The organism is Mobilicoccus massiliensis (assembly GCF_000826525.2).
Lineage (GTDB): Bacteria > Actinomycetota > Actinomycetes > Actinomycetales > Dermatophilaceae > Mobilicoccus > Mobilicoccus massiliensis.
Genome location: NZ_LN651328.1, coordinates 97,873 through 117,385, shown reverse-complemented (window position 1 = coordinate 117,385; position 19,513 = coordinate 97,873). Strand labels below are relative to the sequence as shown.

At 70.1% G+C, this 19,513-nt stretch carries 16 protein-coding genes; 12 read left to right on the top strand and 4 right to left on the bottom strand.

Features of this window, described 5'->3' with window-relative positions:
• Nucleotides 1-103: 103 nt before the first annotated feature.
• On the top strand, nt 104-1,156 hold the full coding sequence (locus tag BN1197_RS06555; protein WP_052466125.1) for an o-succinylbenzoate synthase: 1,053 nt from the start codon (nt 104-106) through the stop codon (nt 1,154-1,156).
• A 54-nt stretch (nt 1,157-1,210) separates the two neighbouring features.
• Here the strand turns inward: BN1197_RS06555 and BN1197_RS06550 are convergent, their stop codons facing one another.
• Nucleotides 1,211-2,488, bottom strand: a complete 1,278-nt coding sequence (locus BN1197_RS06550) for a class I SAM-dependent methyltransferase (RefSeq protein ID WP_040157476.1) — start codon at nt 2,486-2,488, stop codon at nt 1,211-1,213.
• A 438-nt stretch (nt 2,489-2,926) separates the two neighbouring features.
• Between BN1197_RS06550 and groES the strand changes: the two genes are divergently transcribed.
• Together groES and groL are read left to right on the top strand one after the other, a co-directional pair.
• The gene (gene groES / locus BN1197_RS06545; RefSeq protein WP_040157474.1) at nt 2,927-3,223 is read left to right on the top strand and encodes a co-chaperone GroES; all 297 of its coding nucleotides are present in this window, start codon (nt 2,927-2,929) and stop codon (nt 3,221-3,223) included.
• Between the two features lie 143 nt (nt 3,224-3,366).
• Entirely contained in the window at nt 3,367-4,974 is a 1,608-nt protein-coding gene (groL, locus tag BN1197_RS06540) for a chaperonin GroEL (RefSeq protein WP_040157472.1), read from the top strand.
• 226 nt (nt 4,975-5,200) lie between these two features.
• Here the strand turns inward: groL and BN1197_RS06535 are convergent, their stop codons facing one another.
• A complete protein-coding gene (locus BN1197_RS06535; RefSeq protein WP_040157975.1) occupies nt 5,201-5,488 on the bottom strand; it encodes a WhiB family transcriptional regulator in 288 nt (95 codons plus the stop codon).
• Nucleotides 5,489-5,760: 272 nt separating this feature from the next.
• Between BN1197_RS06535 and shbA the strand changes: the two genes are divergently transcribed.
• From shbA to guaB, 3 genes are all read left to right on the top strand, one after another.
• Entirely contained in the window at nt 5,761-6,417 is a 657-nt protein-coding gene (gene shbA, locus BN1197_RS06530) for an RNA polymerase sigma factor ShbA (protein ID WP_187122593.1), read from the top strand.
• Entirely contained in the window at nt 6,417-7,496 is a 1,080-nt protein-coding gene (locus BN1197_RS06525) for a superantigen-like protein SSL4 (protein ID WP_040157470.1), read from the top strand. Before shbA ends, BN1197_RS06525 begins: the two co-directional genes overlap by 1 nt.
• Nucleotides 7,497-7,619: 123 nt before the next feature.
• A complete protein-coding gene (guaB, locus tag BN1197_RS06520; RefSeq protein WP_040157468.1) occupies nt 7,620-9,155 on the top strand; it encodes an IMP dehydrogenase in 1,536 nt (511 codons plus the stop codon).
• On the opposite strand, the gene BN1197_RS06515 is transcribed toward guaB, so the two are convergent.
• A complete protein-coding gene (locus tag BN1197_RS06515; RefSeq protein ID WP_040157466.1) occupies nt 9,088-10,137 on the bottom strand; it encodes a glycosyltransferase family 2 protein in 1,050 nt (349 codons plus the stop codon). The genes guaB and BN1197_RS06515 overlap by 68 nt on opposite strands.
• Before the next feature lie 430 nt (nt 10,138-10,567).
• Between BN1197_RS06515 and rfbF the strand changes: the two genes are divergently transcribed.
• The 6 genes from rfbF to BN1197_RS06485 all read left to right on the top strand — a co-directional run bounded on the left by rfbF (nt 10,568) and on the right by BN1197_RS06485 (nt 17,216).
• Complete coding sequence (gene rfbF, locus BN1197_RS06510; RefSeq protein ID WP_040157464.1) at nt 10,568-11,344, top strand: glucose-1-phosphate cytidylyltransferase; 777 nt, start codon at nt 10,568-10,570, stop codon at nt 11,342-11,344.
• Nucleotides 11,344-12,369 carry an NAD-dependent epimerase/dehydratase family protein gene (locus tag BN1197_RS06505; protein WP_040157462.1) on the top strand — a complete coding sequence of 342 codons (1,026 nt, stop codon included), beginning with the start codon at nt 11,344-11,346 and terminating at the stop codon, nt 12,367-12,369. Before rfbF ends, BN1197_RS06505 begins: the two co-directional genes overlap by 1 nt.
• Nucleotides 12,369-12,911: a dTDP-4-dehydrorhamnose 3,5-epimerase gene (gene rfbC, locus BN1197_RS06500; RefSeq protein WP_040157460.1), complete on the top strand. Its 543-nt coding sequence runs from the start codon at nt 12,369-12,371 to the stop codon at nt 12,909-12,911. Before BN1197_RS06505 ends, rfbC begins: the two co-directional genes overlap by 1 nt.
• The gene (locus tag BN1197_RS06495; protein WP_040157458.1) at nt 12,908-14,206 is read left to right on the top strand and encodes an NAD(P)H-dependent oxidoreductase; all 1,299 of its coding nucleotides are present in this window, start codon (nt 12,908-12,910) and stop codon (nt 14,204-14,206) included. Before rfbC ends, BN1197_RS06495 begins: the two co-directional genes overlap by 4 nt.
• On the top strand, nt 14,206-15,564 hold the full coding sequence (lhgO, locus tag BN1197_RS06490; RefSeq protein ID WP_261795883.1) for an L-2-hydroxyglutarate oxidase: 1,359 nt from the start codon (nt 14,206-14,208) through the stop codon (nt 15,562-15,564). Before BN1197_RS06495 ends, lhgO begins: the two co-directional genes overlap by 1 nt.
• Before the next feature lie 1,082 nt (nt 15,565-16,646).
• On the top strand, nt 16,647-17,216 hold the full coding sequence (locus BN1197_RS06485) for a Uma2 family endonuclease (RefSeq protein ID WP_052466124.1): 570 nt from the start codon (nt 16,647-16,649) through the stop codon (nt 17,214-17,216).
• A gap of 82 nt (nt 17,217-17,298) precedes the next feature.
• Here the strand turns inward: BN1197_RS06485 and BN1197_RS06480 are convergent, their stop codons facing one another.
• Complete coding sequence (locus BN1197_RS06480) at nt 17,299-19,248, bottom strand: hypothetical protein (protein WP_141397237.1); 1,950 nt, start codon at nt 19,246-19,248, stop codon at nt 17,299-17,301.
• Nucleotides 19,249-19,513 lie beyond the last annotated feature (265 nt).

The window sequence follows — 19,513 nt, the reverse complement described above, 5'->3', positions numbered from 1 at the left end:
ACGGCGAGTGACGGACGGTGTGTGACGGGCGGCGCGTGACGGGCGGCGCGTGACGGACGGCGAGTGACGGGCGGGGCCGACGAGCGGGTCCGATACTGGAGCGATGAGCGCGCGCGAACGCCCCTGTGAACACGAGGTGCCGCCGGTGTCGACCGGCCGCGAGCTGCCCTGCCAGGAGGAGCTGCTGTCGACGGCCCGGGTCGTGCGCATCCCGATGCGGACGAGGTTCCGCGGCCTGACCGAGCGCGAGACCGTGCTGCTCCGCGGGCCGGCCGGTTGGGGGGAGTTCGGGGCGTTCCCCGAGTACGACGACCGGGAGGCGTCCCGGTGGCTCGCTGCCGCGATCGAGGCGGCGTGGGCGGGGCGTCCGGAGCCGGTGCGCGAGGTCGTCGCCGTCAACGCGACCGTGCCCGCCGTGACCCCCGACGAGGTACCGGAGATCCTCACGCGATACCCCGGGGCGACGACGGTCAAGGTCAAGGTCGCGGAGGCCGGCCAGTCGCTCGCCGACGACGTCGCGCGGGTCGCGGCGGTGCGGGCGGTCCTCGGCGCCTCCGGACGGGTTCGGGTCGACGCGAACGGCGCCTGGAGCATCGACGACGCGATCGACGCCGTCGAGGCCCTCGCACGGTTCGAGCTGGAGTACGTCGAACAGCCGTGCCGAGCCGTCGAGGATCTCGCCCGGCTGCGAACGCGACTGGCTCGCGCGGGGATCGACGTGCCGGTCGCGGCGGACGAGTCGATCCGCCGGGCCGAGGACCCCGAACGCGTGCGACGCCTCGGGGCAGCGGACGTCATGGTCGTCAAGGTCGCCCCACTCGGGGGAGTACGAGCGGCGCTCGACGTCATCGAGCGGGTCGGGTTGCCCGCGGTGGTGTCGAGCGCGATCGACACGTCGGTCGGCATCGCCGCCGGCCTCGCCCTCGCGGGCGCCCTTCCCGAGCTGCCGTACGCCTGCGGGCTCGGCACCCTCGCGCTCCTCGACGGCGATGTCGTCGTCGACTCGTTGCTGCCCGAGCACGGAGTCCTGCCCGCCGCCGCGACGCCCGAGGTGAGCGACGAGCTCGTCACGGCACACGCCGCGCCCCCGGAGCGGACGCGATGGTGGCACGTCCGCCTGGCTCGCTGTCACGCCGTTCTCCGGTCGGGAGCCTGAACGAAGCCGGCGTCTGCGCCGAGACAGCCGTCGTTTTCCGGTCTCGCGCCGAGATCAGTCGTCGCGGTCGAGAACGAGGGCGAGGGGGCCCTCGGGGCCGGTGGTGAGGAGGAGGGTGGCCTGATCCCCACCCTTCGTGCCGAGGCCGAGGCGACGCCTGAAGTCGTCGGGATCGATCGGGCCGCCACGTCGTTTGAGGGTGAGGCCCGTGACGCCCTCGCGCCTCGCCCACGCCTTCACGGCCTTCACCTGGGCAGGAAGCACCTCGACGACGCGGTGACGACGCGCGAACTCGACGTCCGTCACGCGCTCGGCGGCGACGTAACCGACGCCCGGCGCCAGCTCCGACCCGTCGACCGCCCGGGCGAGGGCTCCGACGAGCCCGGCCTGCAGCACCGCGAGGTCCGGCTCGTAGACCAGCCCGCCGGGAGTCGGCCCGATCAGGCCGGGTGGGGGAGCGCCGACCGCGTCGGCCTCCGTCACACCTACCAGATCCGCTGCCGGCCGGAGCATCGTCGCCGTCCGGCCCGCGGTGCCGACCAGCGGACCCCACCACACCGCGCACTCGACGAGATCCCCTGCGGTCGAGACCCATTCGGCCTCGGTACCGGCCGGGATCGCCGGGTGTGGAAAGCCGGGGGAGAGCTTGGCGGCCGTCGCCGGCGCCCGATCGGCGGTCGCGACCACGAGGTCCCACGACGGCGTCAGATCCTCCAGACGGAAGGTTCGGCGCGTGCGTCCCCGGGCGTCGGTGCGACCGGGAGTGCGTCGGGCGGGGTCGAACCAGACTCCGTCGGTCGTCTCGACGTGCGCCACCGCATCCTCGGCGGTTCGGTGAGTCACGGCCGGGGAGTCGTGCGAGCAGAGCCCCGCCTCCTCGCGGCCCCGCTCGTTCCCCTCGCCGGTCGTGCAGACCGCGAGGTTGTGCGCGGCGAGCAGGGCCGTGGCCTCGTCGGCGTCCACCGCGTGCACCTCGATGCCGTGACGGGCGAACGCGATCGCGTCGGCCCCGAGTCCGCACCCCAGGTCGTGGACGCGGGTGACCCCGGCCCGGGCGAACCGCTCGGCGTGCCGGCCGGCGACCTCCCGCCGCGTGGCCTGCTCGAGCCCGTCCGCCGTGAACAGCATGCGCGCGGCGTCGTCGCCGAACTTTCCCCGGGCGCGGGCGCGCAGCCGCGCCTGGGTGAGCACCGCGGCGACGAGCGCCGGGTCGTGACCTTGCCCTCGAAGCCGGGTGCCGAGCGCCAGCGCGTCCTTCTCCTCGTAGGGCGGCAGTTCGGCGAGCAGGTCGAGACCCTCGTCGAGCAGCAGCCGCGCGGTACCGGCGTCCATGACCCGAGACGCTACCGGGCACCCCCGCGCACCCGCAGTCCGCGAGCGGCTGCCTCGCGTCGAGGACACACGTCTTATGCCTTCCGTGCACCCCGTCGACCGCGTGCACGGCATGCCCGGGACGTGCACGGATCGGCCCTGCTCGACGTCGGTCATCCCGGAACACCACGGCGCGCCGGCGGGCGTCTTGAGTCCGGCTCACGCAACTTTGGCAGTCGAGTTGACCGAGTGCTAACGGTGGGCCTAGATTCGGAGTTAGCACTCGTGGGGTTCAAGTGCCAGCTCCGACCCGGTCGGATCAGCGCGGGAGCCTGGCGGGAGATCAGAGAACATCAGGCGTCATGCGCCACGGGTCGACCCCCGCGACGGCGGCTCGTCCGGCGTGATGCCTGCACCGTACGTCACGCGCCCACGGGCGCCATAGCGAAAGGTCATACCGTGTCGGTGAACATCAAGCCGCTCGAGGACCGGATCGTCGTCAAGTCCAGCGAGGCCGAGCAGACCACGGCCTCCGGCCTCGTCATTCCGGACACCGCCAAGGAGAAGCCCCAGGAGGGCGAGGTCCTGGCCATCGGCCCGGGTCGGGTCGACGACAACGGCAACCGCATCCCGCTCGACGTCCAGGTCGGCGACAAGGTCATCTTCAGCAAGTACGGCGGCACCGAGGTCAAGTACTCCGGCGAGGAGTACCTCATCCTCTCGGCCCGCGACGTGCTCGCGGTCGTCACCAAGTGACCCGCTGAGCCGCCCGCACCCCGGTGTGAGCGCGGCTCGCCCACCAGCATCACCGACGCGCCCCGGCCGCCTGTGCAAGGCGCTCGCCGGGGCGTCGTCGTTCTTCCGTAGCAGGACCCAGACATCAGAGGGTGGTTACACGAATGGCCAAGGAGCTGGAGTTCAACGACTCCGCACGCAAGTCGCTCGAGCGCGGTGTCGACGCGCTCGCGAACACCGTCAAGGTGACGCTCGGCCCGCGCGGCCGCAACGTCGTCCTCGACAAGTCCTGGGGCGCCCCGACCATCACGAACGATGGCGTGACGATCGCCCGTGAGGTCGAGCTCGAGGACCCGTACGAGAACCTCGGCGCGCAGCTCGCCAAGGAGGTCGCGACCAAGACCAACGACATCGCCGGTGACGGCACGACGACCGCGACGGTGCTCGCGCAGGCCATGGTCAAGGAGGGTCTGCGCAACGTCGCCGCCGGTGCGGCTCCGTCCGGCCTCAAGCGTGGCATCGAGAAGGCCGTCGAGGCCGTCGACGCCAAGCTGCTCGAGGGCGCCCGCGAGGTCGAGGGCAAGGACGAGATCGCCCAGGTCGCGTCGCTGTCGGCGCAGGACGCCGAGATCGGCGGTCTCATCGCCGAGGCGTTCGACAAGGTCGGCAAGGACGGCGTCATCACGGTGGAGGAGAACCACACCGCGACCACCGACCTCGACTTCACCGAGGGCATGCAGTTCGACAAGGGCTACCTCTCGCCCTACTTCGTCACCGACCCCGAGCGCATGGAGGGCGTCCTCGAGGACGCCTACGTGCTCGTCAACTCGGGCAAGATCAGCACGGTCACCGACATCCTGCCGATCCTCGAGAAGATCGCGCAGGCCAAGAAGCCGCTGCTCATCATCGCCGAGGACGTCGACGGCGAGGCCCTCTCGACGCTCGTCGTCAACCGCATGCGCGAGGTCCTCAAGGTCGTCGCGGTCAAGGCGCCGGGCTTCGGCGACCGCCGCAAGGCGATGCTGCAGGACATCGCCGTGCTCACGGGTGCGACCGTCGTCAGCGAGGAGGTCGGCCTCAAGCTCGAGAACGTCGACGTCGACATGCTCGGTGAGGCCCGTCGTGTCGTCGTCACCAAGGAGACGACGACCATCGTCGACGGCGCCGGCGCCAAGGACGAGGTCGACGCCCGCGTCGGCCAGATCCGCTCCGAGATCGAGCGCACCGACTCCGACTGGGACCGCGAGAAGCTCCAGGAGCGCCTCGCCAAGCTCGCCGGTGGCGTGTGCGTCATCCGCGTCGGTGCTCACACCGAGGTGGAGCTCAAGGAGAAGAAGCACCGCATCGAGGACGCCATCTCGGCGACCCGCGCGGCCATCGACGAGGGCATCGTCTCCGGTGGTGGGGCGGCGCTCATCCACGCCTCCGCCGTGGCCGAGGGCCTGTCGCTCGAAGGTGACGAGGCCACCGGCGCGCAGATCGTGTATAAGGCCGCGGCCGAGCCGCTGCGGTGGATCGCCGAGAACGCGGGCCTGCAGGGCTACGTCGCCGTCGCCAAGGTGCGCGAGGCCGGCCCCGGCACCGGTCTCGACGCCGCCACCGGCGAGTACGGCGATCTCGTGGCCAAGGGCATCATCGACCCCGTCAAGGTGACGCGTTCCGCGCTGCGCAACGCCGCCTCGATCGCCGCGATGGTCCTCACGACCGACACGCTCGTCGTCGAGAAGAAGGAGGACGAGGACCCGGCTGCGGCCCACGGCCACGCCCACTGATCCTCTGCGGACCCTTCCGCATTACCCTCCGCACACGACGAAGGCCCCACCGATCGGTGGGGCCTTCGTCGTGCCTGAGGCGCGCGGCGCAGGATCTGGCTGTCGTGACTGCCTCATCCCGAATCCAGGCGCCGAGACAGCCGCCCTTTCTCGCTCTCCCGGGTCGCGTTCGAGAAGTCGGACGCGCGGAGCCGGGAACGACGGCTGTCTCGGCGTCAGCGGTGGATCAGGAAGCCAGCTCTCGCGATTCGTAGAAGGCGAGGCGCTCGTCCTCGGTCATTCCACCCCAGACGCCGTAGGGTTCGCGCACGCGCAGCGCGTGCTCGCGGCACTCCTGGATGACGGGACACCCGGCGCACACGAGCTTGGCGGCCGCATCCCGGGAGCGGCGCCGGGCGCCGCGTTCACCCTCGGGGTGGAAGAAGGACGTGGGGCCCGTCGCCCTGCAGGCGCCCTGGTACTGCCATTCCCACAGGTCCGCCTGTGGTCCGGGGAGTCGAGAGATCTCCGCCATGGTGGTCCTCCTGGATTCGTGACGAAACATTGCCCCATATGAGTTGCCGCAGCGTCGTCGATGAGGCACAGTCGATATGAGGTGCCGGTCGGTGCCGACTCCTGAGGGCGTGTCTCTCCACGGATACCCGCTCCCGGGGAGTCCAAACCTTCGGCCGCAACTTCTGGGGCACTGCCTCAGAGGGGGGCTCTGCCGGTCGATGGGGTGCATCGACGTGCGGTGCTCACGTCCGTGGATCCGGGCCGTGCGCGGCCCACCCGAGGAGGACCTGCATGACCGTTCCGACGCGGCCTCTCCGCTCCGCCGGCGGTGACGTGGGCGAGGGCGTAACGCCGGGATCCTCCGACGCGATGTCATCGGTGAACGCCGCCACCACCCTGGCCGAGACGGCTCGGGCCGCCATGACCGGGGACACTGCGGCGCTGGAAGAGCTCATGCTCGCCGTGCGCGAGCGTGCCTTCCGCTATGCCAGGGCCAGGTTGGGGCGTTTTCCGCAGGCTGCGGGGGCCGCCGAGGATGCAGCGCAGGAGGTGTGTATCGCGGTGCTCACATCATTGTCGCGGTACGACGAGCGCGGCGTCCCCTTCGAGGCGTACGTGTACTCCATCTGTGCCCGCAAGGTCGCCGACGTGCAGCGTGCGATGTTTCGTCAGCCGGTGCCCACCGACGACGTGCCCGACCGTGTCGACCTCGACGCCGGTCCGGAGGAGGTCGTCATCGCGGGTTCCCAGGCCGACGAGGCGTGGGCGCTCATGCAGACCCTGCCCGATCACCAGCGCGAACTGCTCACGCTGCGCATCGCCGTGGGTCTGTCGGCGGAGGAGACGGCCACGTCACTGGGGATGACGGCGGGTGCTGTGCGGGTCGCCCAGCACCGCGCGCTGGGCCGTCTGCGTGAGATGTTCCACAAGCGCCAAGGGGAGGCGTGATGTCCACCGCACTCGGCTTCGGGCCGATCAAGGACGACGACGAGCTGCTCGACCGGTTGGGGTCGCGCGAGTACGACGGTGACGACGGCCTGGAGGGCATCTTCGCCGCCTGGACCGAGAGGATCGACGCCGACGAGCGCGAGGGCGCGCTCCACGTCGGTCCGCTCGGGCTACGCCGGGTACCCGGCCTCCCCGGCGGCCCCGACATGGCCGATGGGTCCCGCGTCAAGGTCGTGCGCGTCCACCGCGCCCGCGCGGTGGCCGTGCTCGGTGCCTTCGCGCTGACGATCTCCGGTGGTGGGGTCGCGGCGGCGCTGACGCAGACGGAGCTGCCCAAGGAGATCGCGAGGGCCTTCAAGATTCCTGCCTCGGTGACGGCCGGATCCACGGTCACGCCCACCGCCGCTCCCGCCCCTGCGGCACCGACGTCGCTGCCGTCCGAGATCGTGGCGGGGATCAAGTCCGCCCTCGGCACTGGCGACGTCCAGAGGGCCAGGGGCATGATCGACGCTGCCCGGGGCTTCGCCAAGGAGGGCAACGTCACGCAGATGACCCAGCAGCTCGCGGAGCTCGAGAGCCAGCTCGCGACGACCCCCGCGACGTTCGCTGCTTCTCCGTCCAAGAAGCCGACGTCCTCGGCGACGACCGGGACGGCGACGACCGGGGTTCCGGGCTCGTCCACCACCGGCTCTCCGACGGCGCCGACGACGGCCTCGCCGACCTCGGGCCCCGAGACGACGAAACCCCCGGCTCAGACGGGGACGACCGCTCCCAAGCCGTCGACCACCGACGTGCCGGCCACCACGCAGCCGAGCAGCGGTCTGGGCAACTCCAACGGCGCTCAGAGCCCGGGCACGTCGGCACCCGAATCGGCCTCGCCCTCCACGTCGGCACACGTCGAGCCGAGCGCCGAGCGTCCGCGCGACAGCGGCAAGACGGCCTCGAAGGACACGAACGGGGCAGCCGCCCCGGAGTCCCCTCGTGGAGAGGGTGCCTCGGCGGATTCGGCGGGGCGGCTCGCGGAGTCCGCCCCTCGGGCCCCCCTCGGGTCCGACGCCAAGGCAGCGGCCGCGGAGTGATCGGGTAGGTCCGACGGCGGACGACCGCTCGGGTCGGTCGCGGAATCATCATGTGCTCGGGGGCCCTTCGGGGTCCCCGACGCGCGTCCGAGGGGTACAGGGCGGCCACGTAGAATCGCCGTCATGCGCGATGCCCAGTACGACGCTCCTGCTCACGTCGAAGAGGTCCCGGCAGCGTTCGCTCGGCTGGGGCTCACGTTCGACGACGTCCTGCTCCTACCGGGGGAGACCGACGTCATCCCCAGCGAGGCCGACACGGGCAGCCGGGTCAGCAGACGCATCCACGTCGCGATGCCGATGTTGTCGGCGGCGATGGACACCGTGACCGAGTCGCGCATGGCGATCGCCATGGCCCGCCAGGGCGGCATCGGCATCCTCCACCGCAATCTCTCGATCGAGGACCAGGCGCACCAGGTCGACGTCGTCAAGCGCTCGGAGAACGGCATGATCTCCGACCCGGTGACCACGACGCCCGACGCCACGCTCGCCCAGGTCGACGAGGTGTGCGGCCAGTTCCGCATCTCGGGTCTGCCGGTGGTCGACGCCGACGACCGCCTCGTCGGCATCATCACCAACCGTGACCTGCGGTTCGAGACCGACTACTCCCGGCCGGTGCGCGACGTCATGACGCCGATGCCGCTGGTCACGGCCAGGGTGGGGGTCGACAAGGACGAGGCGCTCGCCCTGCTCGCCAAGAACAAGATCGAGAAGCTGCCGCTCGTCGACTCATCCGGCCGCCTCAAGGGGCTCTTCACGGTCAAGGACTTCACCAAGACCGAGAAGTACCCGCACGCGACCAAGGACGACGCGGGCCGCCTGCGCGTCGGTGCCGCGGTCGGGTTCTGGGGTGACTCCTACGACCGTGCCGCCGCGCTCGCCGACGCGGGGGTCGACCTCCTCGTCGTCGACACGGCCAACGGCCACGCCCGCGGGGTGACCGACATGATCCGCCGGCTCAAGACCGACCCGCTGTTCGCGGACGTCGACATCGTCGGCGGCAACGTCGCGACCCGGGCCGGCGCGCAGGCGCTCGTCGACGCCGGCGCGGACGGCATCAAGGTCGGTGTCGGACCGGGCTCGATCTGCACGACCCGCGTCGTCGCGGGCGTCGGCGTGCCGCAGGTCACCGCCATCCACGACGCGGCGCTGGCCGCTCGCCCGGCCGGTGTGCCGGTCATCGGCGACGGCGGTCTGCAGTACTCCGGCGACATCGCCAAGGCCATCGTCGCGGGCGCCGACGTCGTCATGCTCGGCTCCCTGCTCGCGGGGTGCGAGGAGAGTCCGGGCGAGCTCGTGTTCGTCAACGGCAAGCAGTTCAAGCGCTACCGCGGCATGGGCTCGCTCGGTGCGATGCAGTCGCGGGGCCGGGCCAAGTCGTACAGCAAGGACCGCTACTTCCAGGGCGATGTCTCCGACGACGACAAGGTAGTGCCCGAGGGCATCGAGGGCCAGGTCGCCTATCGCGGCCCGCTCGGTGCGGTGGCCTACCAGCTCATCGGGGGCCTGCGTCAGTCGATGTTCTACGTCGGCGCACCGACCATCCCCGAGTTGCAGAAGCGCGGGCGCTTCGTGCGCATCACGGCGGCGGGCCTCAAGGAGAGCCACCCGCACGACATCCAGATGACGACCGAGGCCCCCAACTACTCGGGGCCGCGCTGACCAACGCGTCGTCGCTGCCGGCTCTCGTCCGCTTCCCCTCCTCGAGTCGCCGCGCGCGTTCCTGACGGTGACGGGCCACCCGCACGGCGAGCGGATCGGGCAGGAGTGACAGCGCGACCAGCGGCCAGAGCTCACGGTCCGGGCGACGTCGCAGTGCTCGCCACAGCACGTCGCGCGCCGCGCCGACCTCGCCCTCGCGGAGCAGCTGGCGCGCAGCGGGGACCGTACTCGTCTGCAACCCGTCGAGCAGAGCCCCGCGGTCGACGTGCCGGCCCGCGTTCCACGCATGCTCCATCGCCCGAAGGCTGCCGAGGCTCTGGCGCGTGAAGTGCCGCGCGGTGTCGGAGCCGGGGTGGATGCGGTAGTCGGCGAGCGGAGTGGGCACGAACCAGGCGGCGGCGCCGTCCCGTGCGGCCTGGAGTGCGATGTGCCGGTCGTAGGCGGTGGCGACGTCGTCCGGGACCTCGGTCCAGTCGACCGCGTCGCGGCGGACGAGGGCGCAGGCGAGCGCGACGGTGCCGCGGGCGACGAGCCGGTCGAAGGGACGGTGGACACCCTCGGCGAGCGTGGCGCGGCCGCTGTGGAGCTCGTTCGCGCGAGTGCGCTCGGGCAGTTGCCGGCCCGCGTCGTCGACGAGGTCGATCGGGGCGAACGCGAGGGTCACGCCCGGGTGGCGGGCGGCGGTGAGCAGGCGCTTCACGGCGTCGGCGTGCAACCGGTCGTCGTCGTCGAGCTTCATGACGAACTCTCCACGGGCACGCAGGAACCCGTCGACGGCGTTGCGCACCATGCCGAGGTTGCGTGGCCGCACGACGTGAACGACGCGCGAGTCGGCCGCTCCCGCCACGACCGCCGCGGTCTCCGCGTCCCCGCCGTTGTCGCACACGAGCACCTCGAGGTCGCGTTCGCTCTGGGCCAGCGCGGAGGCCAGTGCGCCACGCAGGAAGTGGGGGCGGCGGAACGTGGGGACGACGATGCTCACGGCGGGAGGTCGGTCACCGGCACGGGCGTCCCCGTCCACCCGAGGTGCCGTCCCACGCGTGGCGGCCGACTCCGACGCTCGGCCCGGCTGACGTGCCATGTATTCATTCCTCGTGACACACCGCGACGGTGCGGTCCGATCCCGCCGTGCGGCGGGGTCGTCGATTCCGGCGAACTCGGTGGCGACACTACGTCATCGGTGGGCCGGCCAGGCCCGACGCGCGGACCGGCGCGTCGCGGTGCGGCCATGAATACACCCGACTGTGAATCGTCCAGGACGCTTGTATAGTTGGGCGCGGTGGCTTCGCCGGACGCTCGACAGGCGGCGCGGAGCGCCAGGGGGAGGGGTCGCACGCTCGGCCCGGCAGACGTTTCTCGCAAGGGGGATCTTGCATGCCCAGGACGCATTTCGACACTCGGGGAGGGGCACGATGAAGGCAGTCATCCTGGCAGGAGGGCTGGGTACGCGGTTGAGCGAGGAGACCACGCTCAAGCCGAAGCCGATGGTCGAGGTGGGCGGCAGGCCCATCCTGTGGCACATCATGAGCGAGTACGCCGCGCACGGCATCAACGAGTTCGTCGTGTGCTGCGGCTACAAGGCCGAGTACATCAAGGAGTGGTTCTCCACCTACGCGATGCGCAACTCGGACATGACGTTCGACCTCGCCACCGGTGACGTGGAGATCCACAAGCGCGATGTCGAGGACTGGAAGGTCACGCTCGTCGACACCGGCCTCTCCTCGATGACCGGCGGCCGTCTCAAGCGGGTGCGCGACTACCTCGGTGACGAGACGTTCTGCTTCACCTACGGCGACGGCGTCTCCGACACCGACATCAGCGCGACGGTCGACTTCCACAAGCAGTCCGGCCGCCTCGCGACGATGACCGTGGTGCAGCCGCCCGGCCGGTTCGGCGCGATCAGCCTCGGCGCGAACGAGACGACGATCGAGCACTTCCAGGAGAAGCCCGACGGTGACGGCGCCTGGATCAACGGCGGTTACTTCGTGTGCGAGCCCGGGGTCATCGACTACATCTCCGGCGACGACACCACGTGGGAGCAGGAGCCGCTGCGCAACCTCGCCCACGACGGCCAGCTCAACGCGTACAAGCACGCCGGGTTCTGGCAGCCGATGGACACCCTCAACGACAAGAACAAGCTCGAGAAGCTGTGGGCCTCCGGCGAGGCCCCCTGGAAGGTGTGGAACTGATGAAGGTCCTCGTCACCGGTACCGAGGGCTACCTCGGGTGCCTGCTCGCCCCGATGCTCATCGAGGCCGGCCACGACGTCGTCGCGGTCGACGCGGGCTTCTACAAGAACGGCTGGCTGTACAACGGCCTCAAGAGCACGGCGCTCACCCTCGAGAAGGACATGCGTCACCTCACCGAGGCCGACTTCGAGGGCGTCGACGCCGTCGTCGCGATGGCCGAGCTGTCGAACGACCCGGTCGGCGACCTCGTCGGCCCGCTCACGTACGAGATCAACCACCTCGGCAGCTCGCACGTGGCCAAGACCGCCAAGGCCGCGGGCGTCGAGCGGTTCGTCTACATGAGCTCCTGCTCGGTCTACGGCGTCGCCGACGGCACCGTCGACGAGAGCAGCCCGGTCAACCCGCAGACGGCGTACGGCAAGTGCAAGTACCTCACCGAGCAGGACCTGTGGGAGCTCGCCGACGACGACTTCCACCCCGTCGCGCTGCGCAACGCCACGGCGTTCGGTGCGAGCCCGCGCCAGCGGTTCGACATCGTGCTCAACAACCTCTGCGGTCTGGCCTACACCACCGGCGTCATCGCGATGACCTCCGACGGCACCCCGTGGCGTCCGATGGCCCACGCGCTCGACCTGTGCAAGGGCATCATGACGATGCTCGACGCCCCGGTCGAGAAGATCCACGCGCAGGCGTTCAACTCGGGCAGCAACGACAACAACTACACGGTGCGCGAGATCGCCGAGACCGTCGCGAACGAGTTCGAGGGCTGCAAGCTCTCCTTCGGTGAGCCCGGAGCCGACAACCGCTCCTACAAGGTCAACTTCGACAAGATCAGCGACACGCTCGGCTACACCGCCGACTGGAACCTCGCGATGGGCGCCAAGCAGCTCCACGAGGTCTTCGACGCGATCCAGCTCGACGAGGAGACCTTCACCGGCCGCGGTCACACCCGCCTCAAGCAGATCGACTACCTGCTCAAGACCGGCCAGGTCGACGAGAAGCTCTTCTGGAAGGCGAACCACTGATGGAGTTCACGAAGACCGCCGTCGACGGCTGCTGGATCATCGACCTCAAGCCGTTCGAGGACGCCCGTGGCGGGTTCTCCCGCACGTTCTGCGTCGACGAGTTCGCCGAGCACGGCATCCCGACCGAGGTCAAGCAGGCCAACATGTCGTGGAACCACAAGCGCGGCACGATGCGCGGCATGCACCGCCAGATCGCGCCGGCGGCCGAGGGCAAGCTCGTCCGCTGCGTGCGCGGCACCATCGTCGACTGCTGCCTCGACCTGCGCGAGGACAGCCCCACGTTCGGCGAGAACGTCATGGTCGAGCTGTCGGCCGACAACCACCGCGCGCTGTGGATCCCGCCCTACTGCGGCCACGGCTACCTCACGCTGACCGACGACACCGAGGTGACCTACCAGGTCTCCGGCATGTACTCCCCGGAGCACGAGCGCGGCAACCGGTACGACGACCCGGCGTTCGGCCTCGAGTGGCCGATCGAGGTCGAGGTCATCAGCGACAAGGACAAGTCCTGGCCCGACTGGGACGGAAAGCCGATCAAGTGATCATCACCGACACCCTGCTGGAGGGTCGCGCCGACGACCCGGTCAAGGTCGGCATCGCCGGCCCGGGCTTCATGGCCAAGGGCCTCATCAACCACATCACGAACACCAAGACGGGCATGGACGTCGCCGTCGCCTACGCGCGGACCCCTGAGAAGGGTGTCGCCGCGCTGGAGAACGCCGGCATCGCCTCCGACTCGATCGTCGTCGTCGACACCGCCGAGGCGATCGATGAGGCGGCCCGCGAGGGCAAGGTCGCGGTCACCTCGAACCACGAGGCGATGACCGCCTCCCAGGTCGTCGACTGCGTCGTCGACTGCACGGGTTCGGTCGAGTTCGGCTGCGAGCTCGCGCTCGCGGCGCTCGAGGGCCGCAAGCACCTCGTGCTCATGAACGCCGAGGTCGACGCCACGGTTGGCGTCATCCTCAACAAGAAGTTCACCGAGGCCGGCCTCGTCTACACCGGCTGCGACGGTGACCAGCCCGGCGTGCAGATGAACCTCATCCGGTTCGTCCGCGGCCTCGGGCTCACCCCGCTCGTCGCGGGCAACGTCAAGGGCCTGCAGGACCCGTACCGCAACCCCACCACCCAGGAGGGGTTCGCCAAGAAGTGGGGACAGGACCCGCACATGGTGACGAGCTTCGCCGACGGCACCAAGGTGTCGGTCGAGCAGGCCCTCGTCGCCAACGCCGCCGGGCTGTCGGTGCACCGCCGCGGCTGCCTGCAGCGTGACCACCGCGGGCACGTCGACGAGCTGACCGGCATGTACGACGTCGACGAGCTCAAGGAGCTCGGCGGGGCCGTCGACTACGTCGTCGGCTCGCAGCCGGGCCCGGGCGTCTACGTGCTCGCGACGCACGACGACCCCAAGCAGCAGCACTACCTCAACCTCTACAAGCTGGGCGAGGGGCCGCTGTACAGCTTCTACACGCCCTACCACCTGTGCCACTTCGAGGTGCCCGACACGGTCGCCCGCGCGGTGCTGCTCGGCGACGCGACCATCGCGCCGCTGCTGCAGGCACCCAAGGTCGAGGTCATCACGGTCGCGAAGAAGGACCTCAAGGCCGGCGAGACGCTCGACGCCCTCGGCGGATACACCTACTACGGCGAGTGCGAGAAGGCGCCGGTCGCGGCCGCCGAGCGGCTCATCCCGGTCGGTCTCGCCGAGGGTTGCGTGCTCACTCGCGACGTCGCCAAGGACGAGGCCATCTCCTACGACGACGTCACCGTGCCCGAGGGACGCCTCGCCGACCGGCTCCGCAAGGAGCAGGACGAGACCTTCCCCCAGGAGGTGTGATGTCGCAGTTCCCCAAGGACGACCCGAGCCTCGCCGGGCCCGGGCTCGACGGTTCGGCGATGGACGGCGGGGTCAAGGAGGCGTCGGCCGAGGCAGGCCCGGCCACCACGACCAAGTCGACGCAGCTCTACGACTTCGCGGTGATCGGCGGCGGCATCGTCGGCCTCGCGACCGCCATGCGACTCCTCGCCGAGCGACCGGGTTCGAGCCTCGTCGTCATCGAGAAGGAGGACCGCGTCGCCGCCCACCAGACGGGGCACAACAGCGGCGTGATCCACGCGGGCATCTACTACAAGCCGGGCTCGCACAAGGCGAAGCTGTGCAAGGAGGGCGCCGTTCGCACACGGCAGTTCTGCGACGAGCACGGCATCCCCTACCGCAACACCGGCAAGCTCATCGTCGCCACGAACGAGGCCGAGCTCGAGCGCATGAACGCCCTCTACGAGCGGGCGCTCATCAACGAGCTCGACGTCGAGAAGATCGACGAGGCCGAGCTCAAGCGTCGAGAGCCCAACATCACCGGCATCGGTGCGATCTGGCTCACGAGCACCGGCATCGTCGACTACAAGGCCGTGTGCCGCACGATGGCCGAGGTCATCGAGCGCGCCGGCGGCACGATCCGGCTGGGGACGAAGGTCACCGACATCACCGAGTCGCTCTCGGAGGTGCGGATCGACGTCGAGAGCACCGACGGCGGTGGCCGGCACTCGGCGGCCACGCACGGCGGGCAGACGCTCTACGCCAAGCAGCTCGTCGTGTGCGGCGGCATCCAGGCCGACCGGCTCGCCCAGATGGCGGGCATCGACGTGGACTTCCAGATGGTGCCGTTCCGAGGCGAGTACTACCGGCTCGACCCCAAGCACAACGACATCGTCGACACGCTGATCTACCCGGTGCCCGACCCCGACCTGCCGTTCCTCGGCGTGCACCTCACGCTGATGATGGACGGCGGCGTCACCGTCGGACCCAACGCGGTCATGGGCTTCGCCCGCGAGGGCTACCCCAAGTGGTCGCTCAACCGCAAGGACATGGCCGACTTCGTCCGGTTCCCCGGGTTCTGGAAGATCGCCAAGTCGCAGTTGAAGACGGGCATCGTCGAGCAGTGGAACTCCATGTACAAGCCGGGGTACCTCGAACTCGTGCGCAAGTACTGCCCGCAGCTCACGACGGCCGACCTTACGCCGGAGCCCGCAGGCATCCGTGCCCAGGCCGTGCGCAAGGACGGGTCGATGGTCGAGGACTTCCTCTTCTACGACACCCCGCGCATGCTGCACGTGTGCAACGCCCCGTCGCCCGCCGCGACGAGCGCGATGCCGATCGGCGACCTCATCGCCGACAAGGTGCTCGCCCGAGGCTGAGCATTCTTCTTCCGACGTGGGCCGGGTGGATCGCAAGGATCCGCCCGGCCCACGTCGTCGTCGCGTCGTGTGTGGGGGCGCTCGCCGGCGGCGACCGGTGGCCACGACTGTGCACGCGTTGCGTGCAGGGGGCACGTCGGAGACAGCGTGCACGCCGGACTCGAGGGGTGCCCACCTGACGTAAGCCGTGCACGGAGTACGGGGAGCAGGCAGGGGGCTCGCAAGGCGCTTCGGGGAGTCTCGACGCCGGGCAGCGGTGATCTGTGCACGTCACAGGTGCACTGTGCACGTCGAAGACGGCGTGCACGCCTAACTCGAGGGGTGCCCACCGGATGTAAGCCGTGCCCTGAGCACGCAAGCCGTGCATGGATAAGTCATCACGGTGGGCGGGCGGCCGGTGAGCAACGGTGTACGGATCGGGGTGCAGCGAGCACGCCCGAGATGACGCGGCAGCCTCGGACACCGTCTCGGACCGACCGGCCCGTGATGGCAGGCGTCGTGGAAGACGGGATGGCGGCGATTCGGGGGTGATCACCCCCAGGCTCGTCGCCATCCCATCTGCCATCTCGGATGCGGGATGCGGGATGCGGGATGCGGGATGCGGGACACGGGATGCGGGTGTCGGTGCGGGGCGTGGGGACGCGGCACCACGTCACCCACCCAGGGACTGCCGGTCGCATTGCCGGCCGAGATGAACCCGGTGGCCGCGAACCTCGCGCAACAAAGACCGGTCAGACCCCGAGAGTCTCGCCGGGACAACGCCATGACCAGGGGGGATAGCGGGCGGGTATGTAGAGAGGGGTGCGGTCACCGGTCTTTGTTGCGCGAGATCCACCACGCCGATGCGGTGGGGCGCTCGATCGCCTGGCTGGCGGCCTCGCTGCGCCGTGCCCGGTGGAGGACACCGCGGATCGGTCGCTCGAGGCAGACGCCGACGCGGCTCGTAGATCTCGAGGTGGCGTTCGAGCCCGTCGAGCCCTGTGGACGAGCGGCCGGTGTGGGTCCTCCCGGGTTCTAGCGTTCTCGTGGCCGCCCTTCCGGGTTCGCCGTCCCTGCGCCAGACTGTGAGAGGAGGAGGCCCGATGACCGTGACGCACGACCCCGTCGATGAGCTCGTCCTGCCGCGCTTCATGACGTTCGAACAGTGGACGCGGCTCGACGCCGAACGCCCCGTCGAGCTGGTCGAGGGCGTACCCGTCGTGAGTCCCTTCGAACCATTGGCGCACCTCGGCGCCGCAGGAAGGCTTGGCCGCCTGATCGAGGATGCCTCGAATCGCAGGTTGAGCACACTTCCCGGCGTTCCCGTCGATGTGACCGTCGACGGCGAGAGACCGACCGTCCGCATCCCCGATCTTGTCGTCTTCGAGGGGGAGCTCACCGAGTCCGCAGCCGTCATGGCGGCGTCGAGGGCGCTCCTCGTCGCCGAGGTCGTGTCCAGGACATCGGTCGAACGTGACTGGGTCGCCAAGCGCGCCGAGTATGCCGCGGCCGGGATTCCGAGGTACCTCATCGTCGACGGCCTCACCGGACGACTCGCGCTGTTCGACGAGATCGTCGACGGCCGCTACGCCGACCCCAGGACGGATGCCGATTCCGTGACGCTGGTGCTCGACGACGCGAGCCTGACGCTCACGCTCGACGATCTCCTGTAGCGGGCCGGCCGCAACCACGCCTCTCACGACGGCGAAGGGCCGCCGACCGGGGTGTCCCAGGTCGGCGGCCCTTGTCGGCTCGTCAGGAGCGGGCGAAGAAGGTCTGGTTCACGTTCTTCTTCGGACCCCAGGCGGCCTTGGTCGTCGCGCCCTTGCCGAGTTCCCAGGCCACGACCACCGCGCGACCCGGGCGCATGGTCGCCAGTCGCGACGTGGTGCGCACATCCCCGATCCTCGTCGAGGTCTTGGCGTTGATCGCCTTCATCACCTGCGCGCGGGTGGCGTTCGCCGGAACGGTGACCGTGACGAACTGCCAGCGCGCGGCTCCCCACATCGGCCTGTCCTCGCGGTAGCGCAGCCGGCCGTCGCGGGCGAGGCGCGCGACGAGGCGGGCCTGGGCGGCGGTGCGGGGCATGTAGCGGTCCACCTGGAACGTCCGCGTCACCATCCTGGGGCGCTTCGGTGGGGTGCCCGGCTTCGTCATGTCCGGCCGGGTGAGGTCGGGCGGCGTCGGACGCTCGGGCGTCGGCGTCCCCGGCTTCGGCTGTTCGGGCTTGGGGTGCTCCGGCTTGGGCTGCTCGGGCTTGGGGTGGCCGGGCTTCGGGTTCTCCGGGGCCGGGGGAGTGACCACGGGCGCACAGGCCTTGGCCTCGGCGGACGAAAGCGAGCGGCTGCTCGTCGTGGTGATGCGCTGGGGCTCGGCCGCGACGAAACGGCCCGTTCTCGGGTCGAAGACGTACCGGGTGATCGTCGTCACCGTCGTGATCGGCACGGTCTTCGTCGCGCAGTCCGGGCTGCCCTCACGGGTGTCGGTGTCGACCTTCGCCGCCGGAGCGCCCTCGGTGCACCGGGTCGCCGTGCCGACGAGCACCTCGTCGATGACCGCCTTCTTGCCCGACCCGTCCGGGATGCCCGCGACGTTGAGGCTGAACGACGACTTGGCGGGCATGTGCTTCACGGTGACGGTGAGCGTCTTGCCGTCGGCGCTGCGGACGACTTTCCCCTCCCCTGAGACCGCGCCGGGGTAGGACTTGCCGTGCTCGTTGACCTTGCCGAGCGCCCCGCCGCCGGGGGATGCGAACGTCACGTTCTCGCCGAACGTCAGGCCCTGCACCGCCTTGACCGTGTAGGTGACGTCGGTGAGGTCGATGTCGGAGGCCGCGTAGAGGCGCCACTCGGTGCGGCCGTTCTCGGTGGTCCAGGAGTCGGCGTTCGTGTGTCCCGCCCACGAGTCGGCGTTGACCTCGCCGGGCAGCTCGTCGTCCTTGATCCGGGCCTCGACGTCGGGTGCGGTGATGCCGCGGATGCTGCGCCCGGTGAGGGCGATCTGGCACGGCTGCAGCGGAGGGGCGTCCGTACGTGCCGGAGGCTCGGCCGCGTCGCAGCCGGCGCCCTCGATGTACGAGCCGGTGAGCACGGCCGAGGCCTCGAAGGTGTCGGAGGCCCGGTCGGCCCCCACTCGCTGCGAGATCTGCAGCATCGCGCCCCCCTTGGCGGGCAACGTGCCGAGGTCGATCGTCGCCGTGTCGCCCTTGATGACGACGTTGTCGACGGGCTTGAACGTGTAGCCCTTCTCACCCGAGTGACGCGCGGCGAAGGCAGCGAGATCCCCGGCACCGGTGACCGTGTACTCGTACCCCGCCGGAAGCTGCAGAGTGAGCTTCGCGCCGAGGATCGTCTTGTCCGTGCCGATCGGCAGGCGCCAGTTGACGGTGGCCGCGTCGCCGCTGCCGACGAGGTAGTGCTGGATCTCGAAGAACCCCGGGTCGCGGTGGACGACGTTGTTGACCTCTTGCGCGAAGCCCGAGTTGGAGTACTCGTAGTTCCCGCTCTTCTCGTTGTAATGGCGCAGATCCGCGGGCATGTCCCCCTCGTCGGGGTCCTGAATGGACGCGGCCGCCCAGCGCACCTCGCAGCCGGTCGTCTGGTTGCCCTTCTTGCTGCCCGGATTCGTCGCCGACGCGGAGCCCGCCGGGAGGACGACGAGTCCCCCGGCGAGTGCGGCCACGGCGGCAAGACTGATGTGACGCATCGAACGCATGATGATTCCCCTCCCCGAACCGCGGACCGTTCCCCGGTCCGCACGCCATGCCGGTGTTCCCCCACCCCGATGGCGTGTTTCGAGAATAGTCGGACGTCCGTTCAAGACAAGGGTTCGACTTCTCCGCTCGGATACAACGGGCGTTCCTGAGATCCCGCGCGGGTGCAGTGGGGACGCCTCACGAGAATGCGTCCCCACGCGAAAACGACGCGGCTCCAACCGATCCGGGTTGGAGCCGCGTCGCTGCGAGGGGGGC

What these genes read in the sequence shown, in the direction of transcription:
- shbA (WP_187122593.1), top strand. Translation starts at nt 5,761, where the DNA reads ATGACCGTTCCGACGCGGCCTCTCCGCTCCGCCGGCGGTGACGTGGGC.
- rfbC (WP_040157460.1), top strand. Translation starts at nt 12,369, where the DNA reads ATGGAGTTCACGAAGACCGCCGTCGACGGCTGCTGGATCATCGACCTC.
- lhgO (WP_261795883.1), top strand. Translation starts at nt 14,206, where the DNA reads ATGTCGCAGTTCCCCAAGGACGACCCGAGCCTCGCCGGGCCCGGGCTC.
- BN1197_RS06505 (WP_040157462.1), top strand. Translation starts at nt 11,344, where the DNA reads ATGAAGGTCCTCGTCACCGGTACCGAGGGCTACCTCGGGTGCCTGCTC.
- guaB (WP_040157468.1), top strand. Translation starts at nt 7,620, where the DNA reads ATGCGCGATGCCCAGTACGACGCTCCTGCTCACGTCGAAGAGGTCCCG.
- BN1197_RS06555 (WP_052466125.1), top strand. Translation starts at nt 104, where the DNA reads ATGAGCGCGCGCGAACGCCCCTGTGAACACGAGGTGCCGCCGGTGTCG.
- groL (WP_040157472.1), top strand. Translation starts at nt 3,367, where the DNA reads ATGGCCAAGGAGCTGGAGTTCAACGACTCCGCACGCAAGTCGCTCGAG.
- BN1197_RS06535 (WP_040157975.1), bottom strand. Translation starts at nt 5,488, where the DNA reads ATGGCGGAGATCTCTCGACTCCCCGGACCACAGGCGGACCTGTGGGAA.
- BN1197_RS06550 (WP_040157476.1), bottom strand. Translation starts at nt 2,488, where the DNA reads ATGGACGCCGGTACCGCGCGGCTGCTGCTCGACGAGGGTCTCGACCTG.
- BN1197_RS06480 (WP_141397237.1), bottom strand. Translation starts at nt 19,248, where the DNA reads ATGCGTCACATCAGTCTTGCCGCCGTGGCCGCACTCGCCGGGGGACTC.
- BN1197_RS06485 (WP_052466124.1), top strand. Translation starts at nt 16,647, where the DNA reads ATGACCGTGACGCACGACCCCGTCGATGAGCTCGTCCTGCCGCGCTTC.
- BN1197_RS06525 (WP_040157470.1), top strand. Translation starts at nt 6,417, where the DNA reads ATGTCCACCGCACTCGGCTTCGGGCCGATCAAGGACGACGACGAGCTG.
- rfbF (WP_040157464.1), top strand. Translation starts at nt 10,568, where the DNA reads ATGAAGGCAGTCATCCTGGCAGGAGGGCTGGGTACGCGGTTGAGCGAG.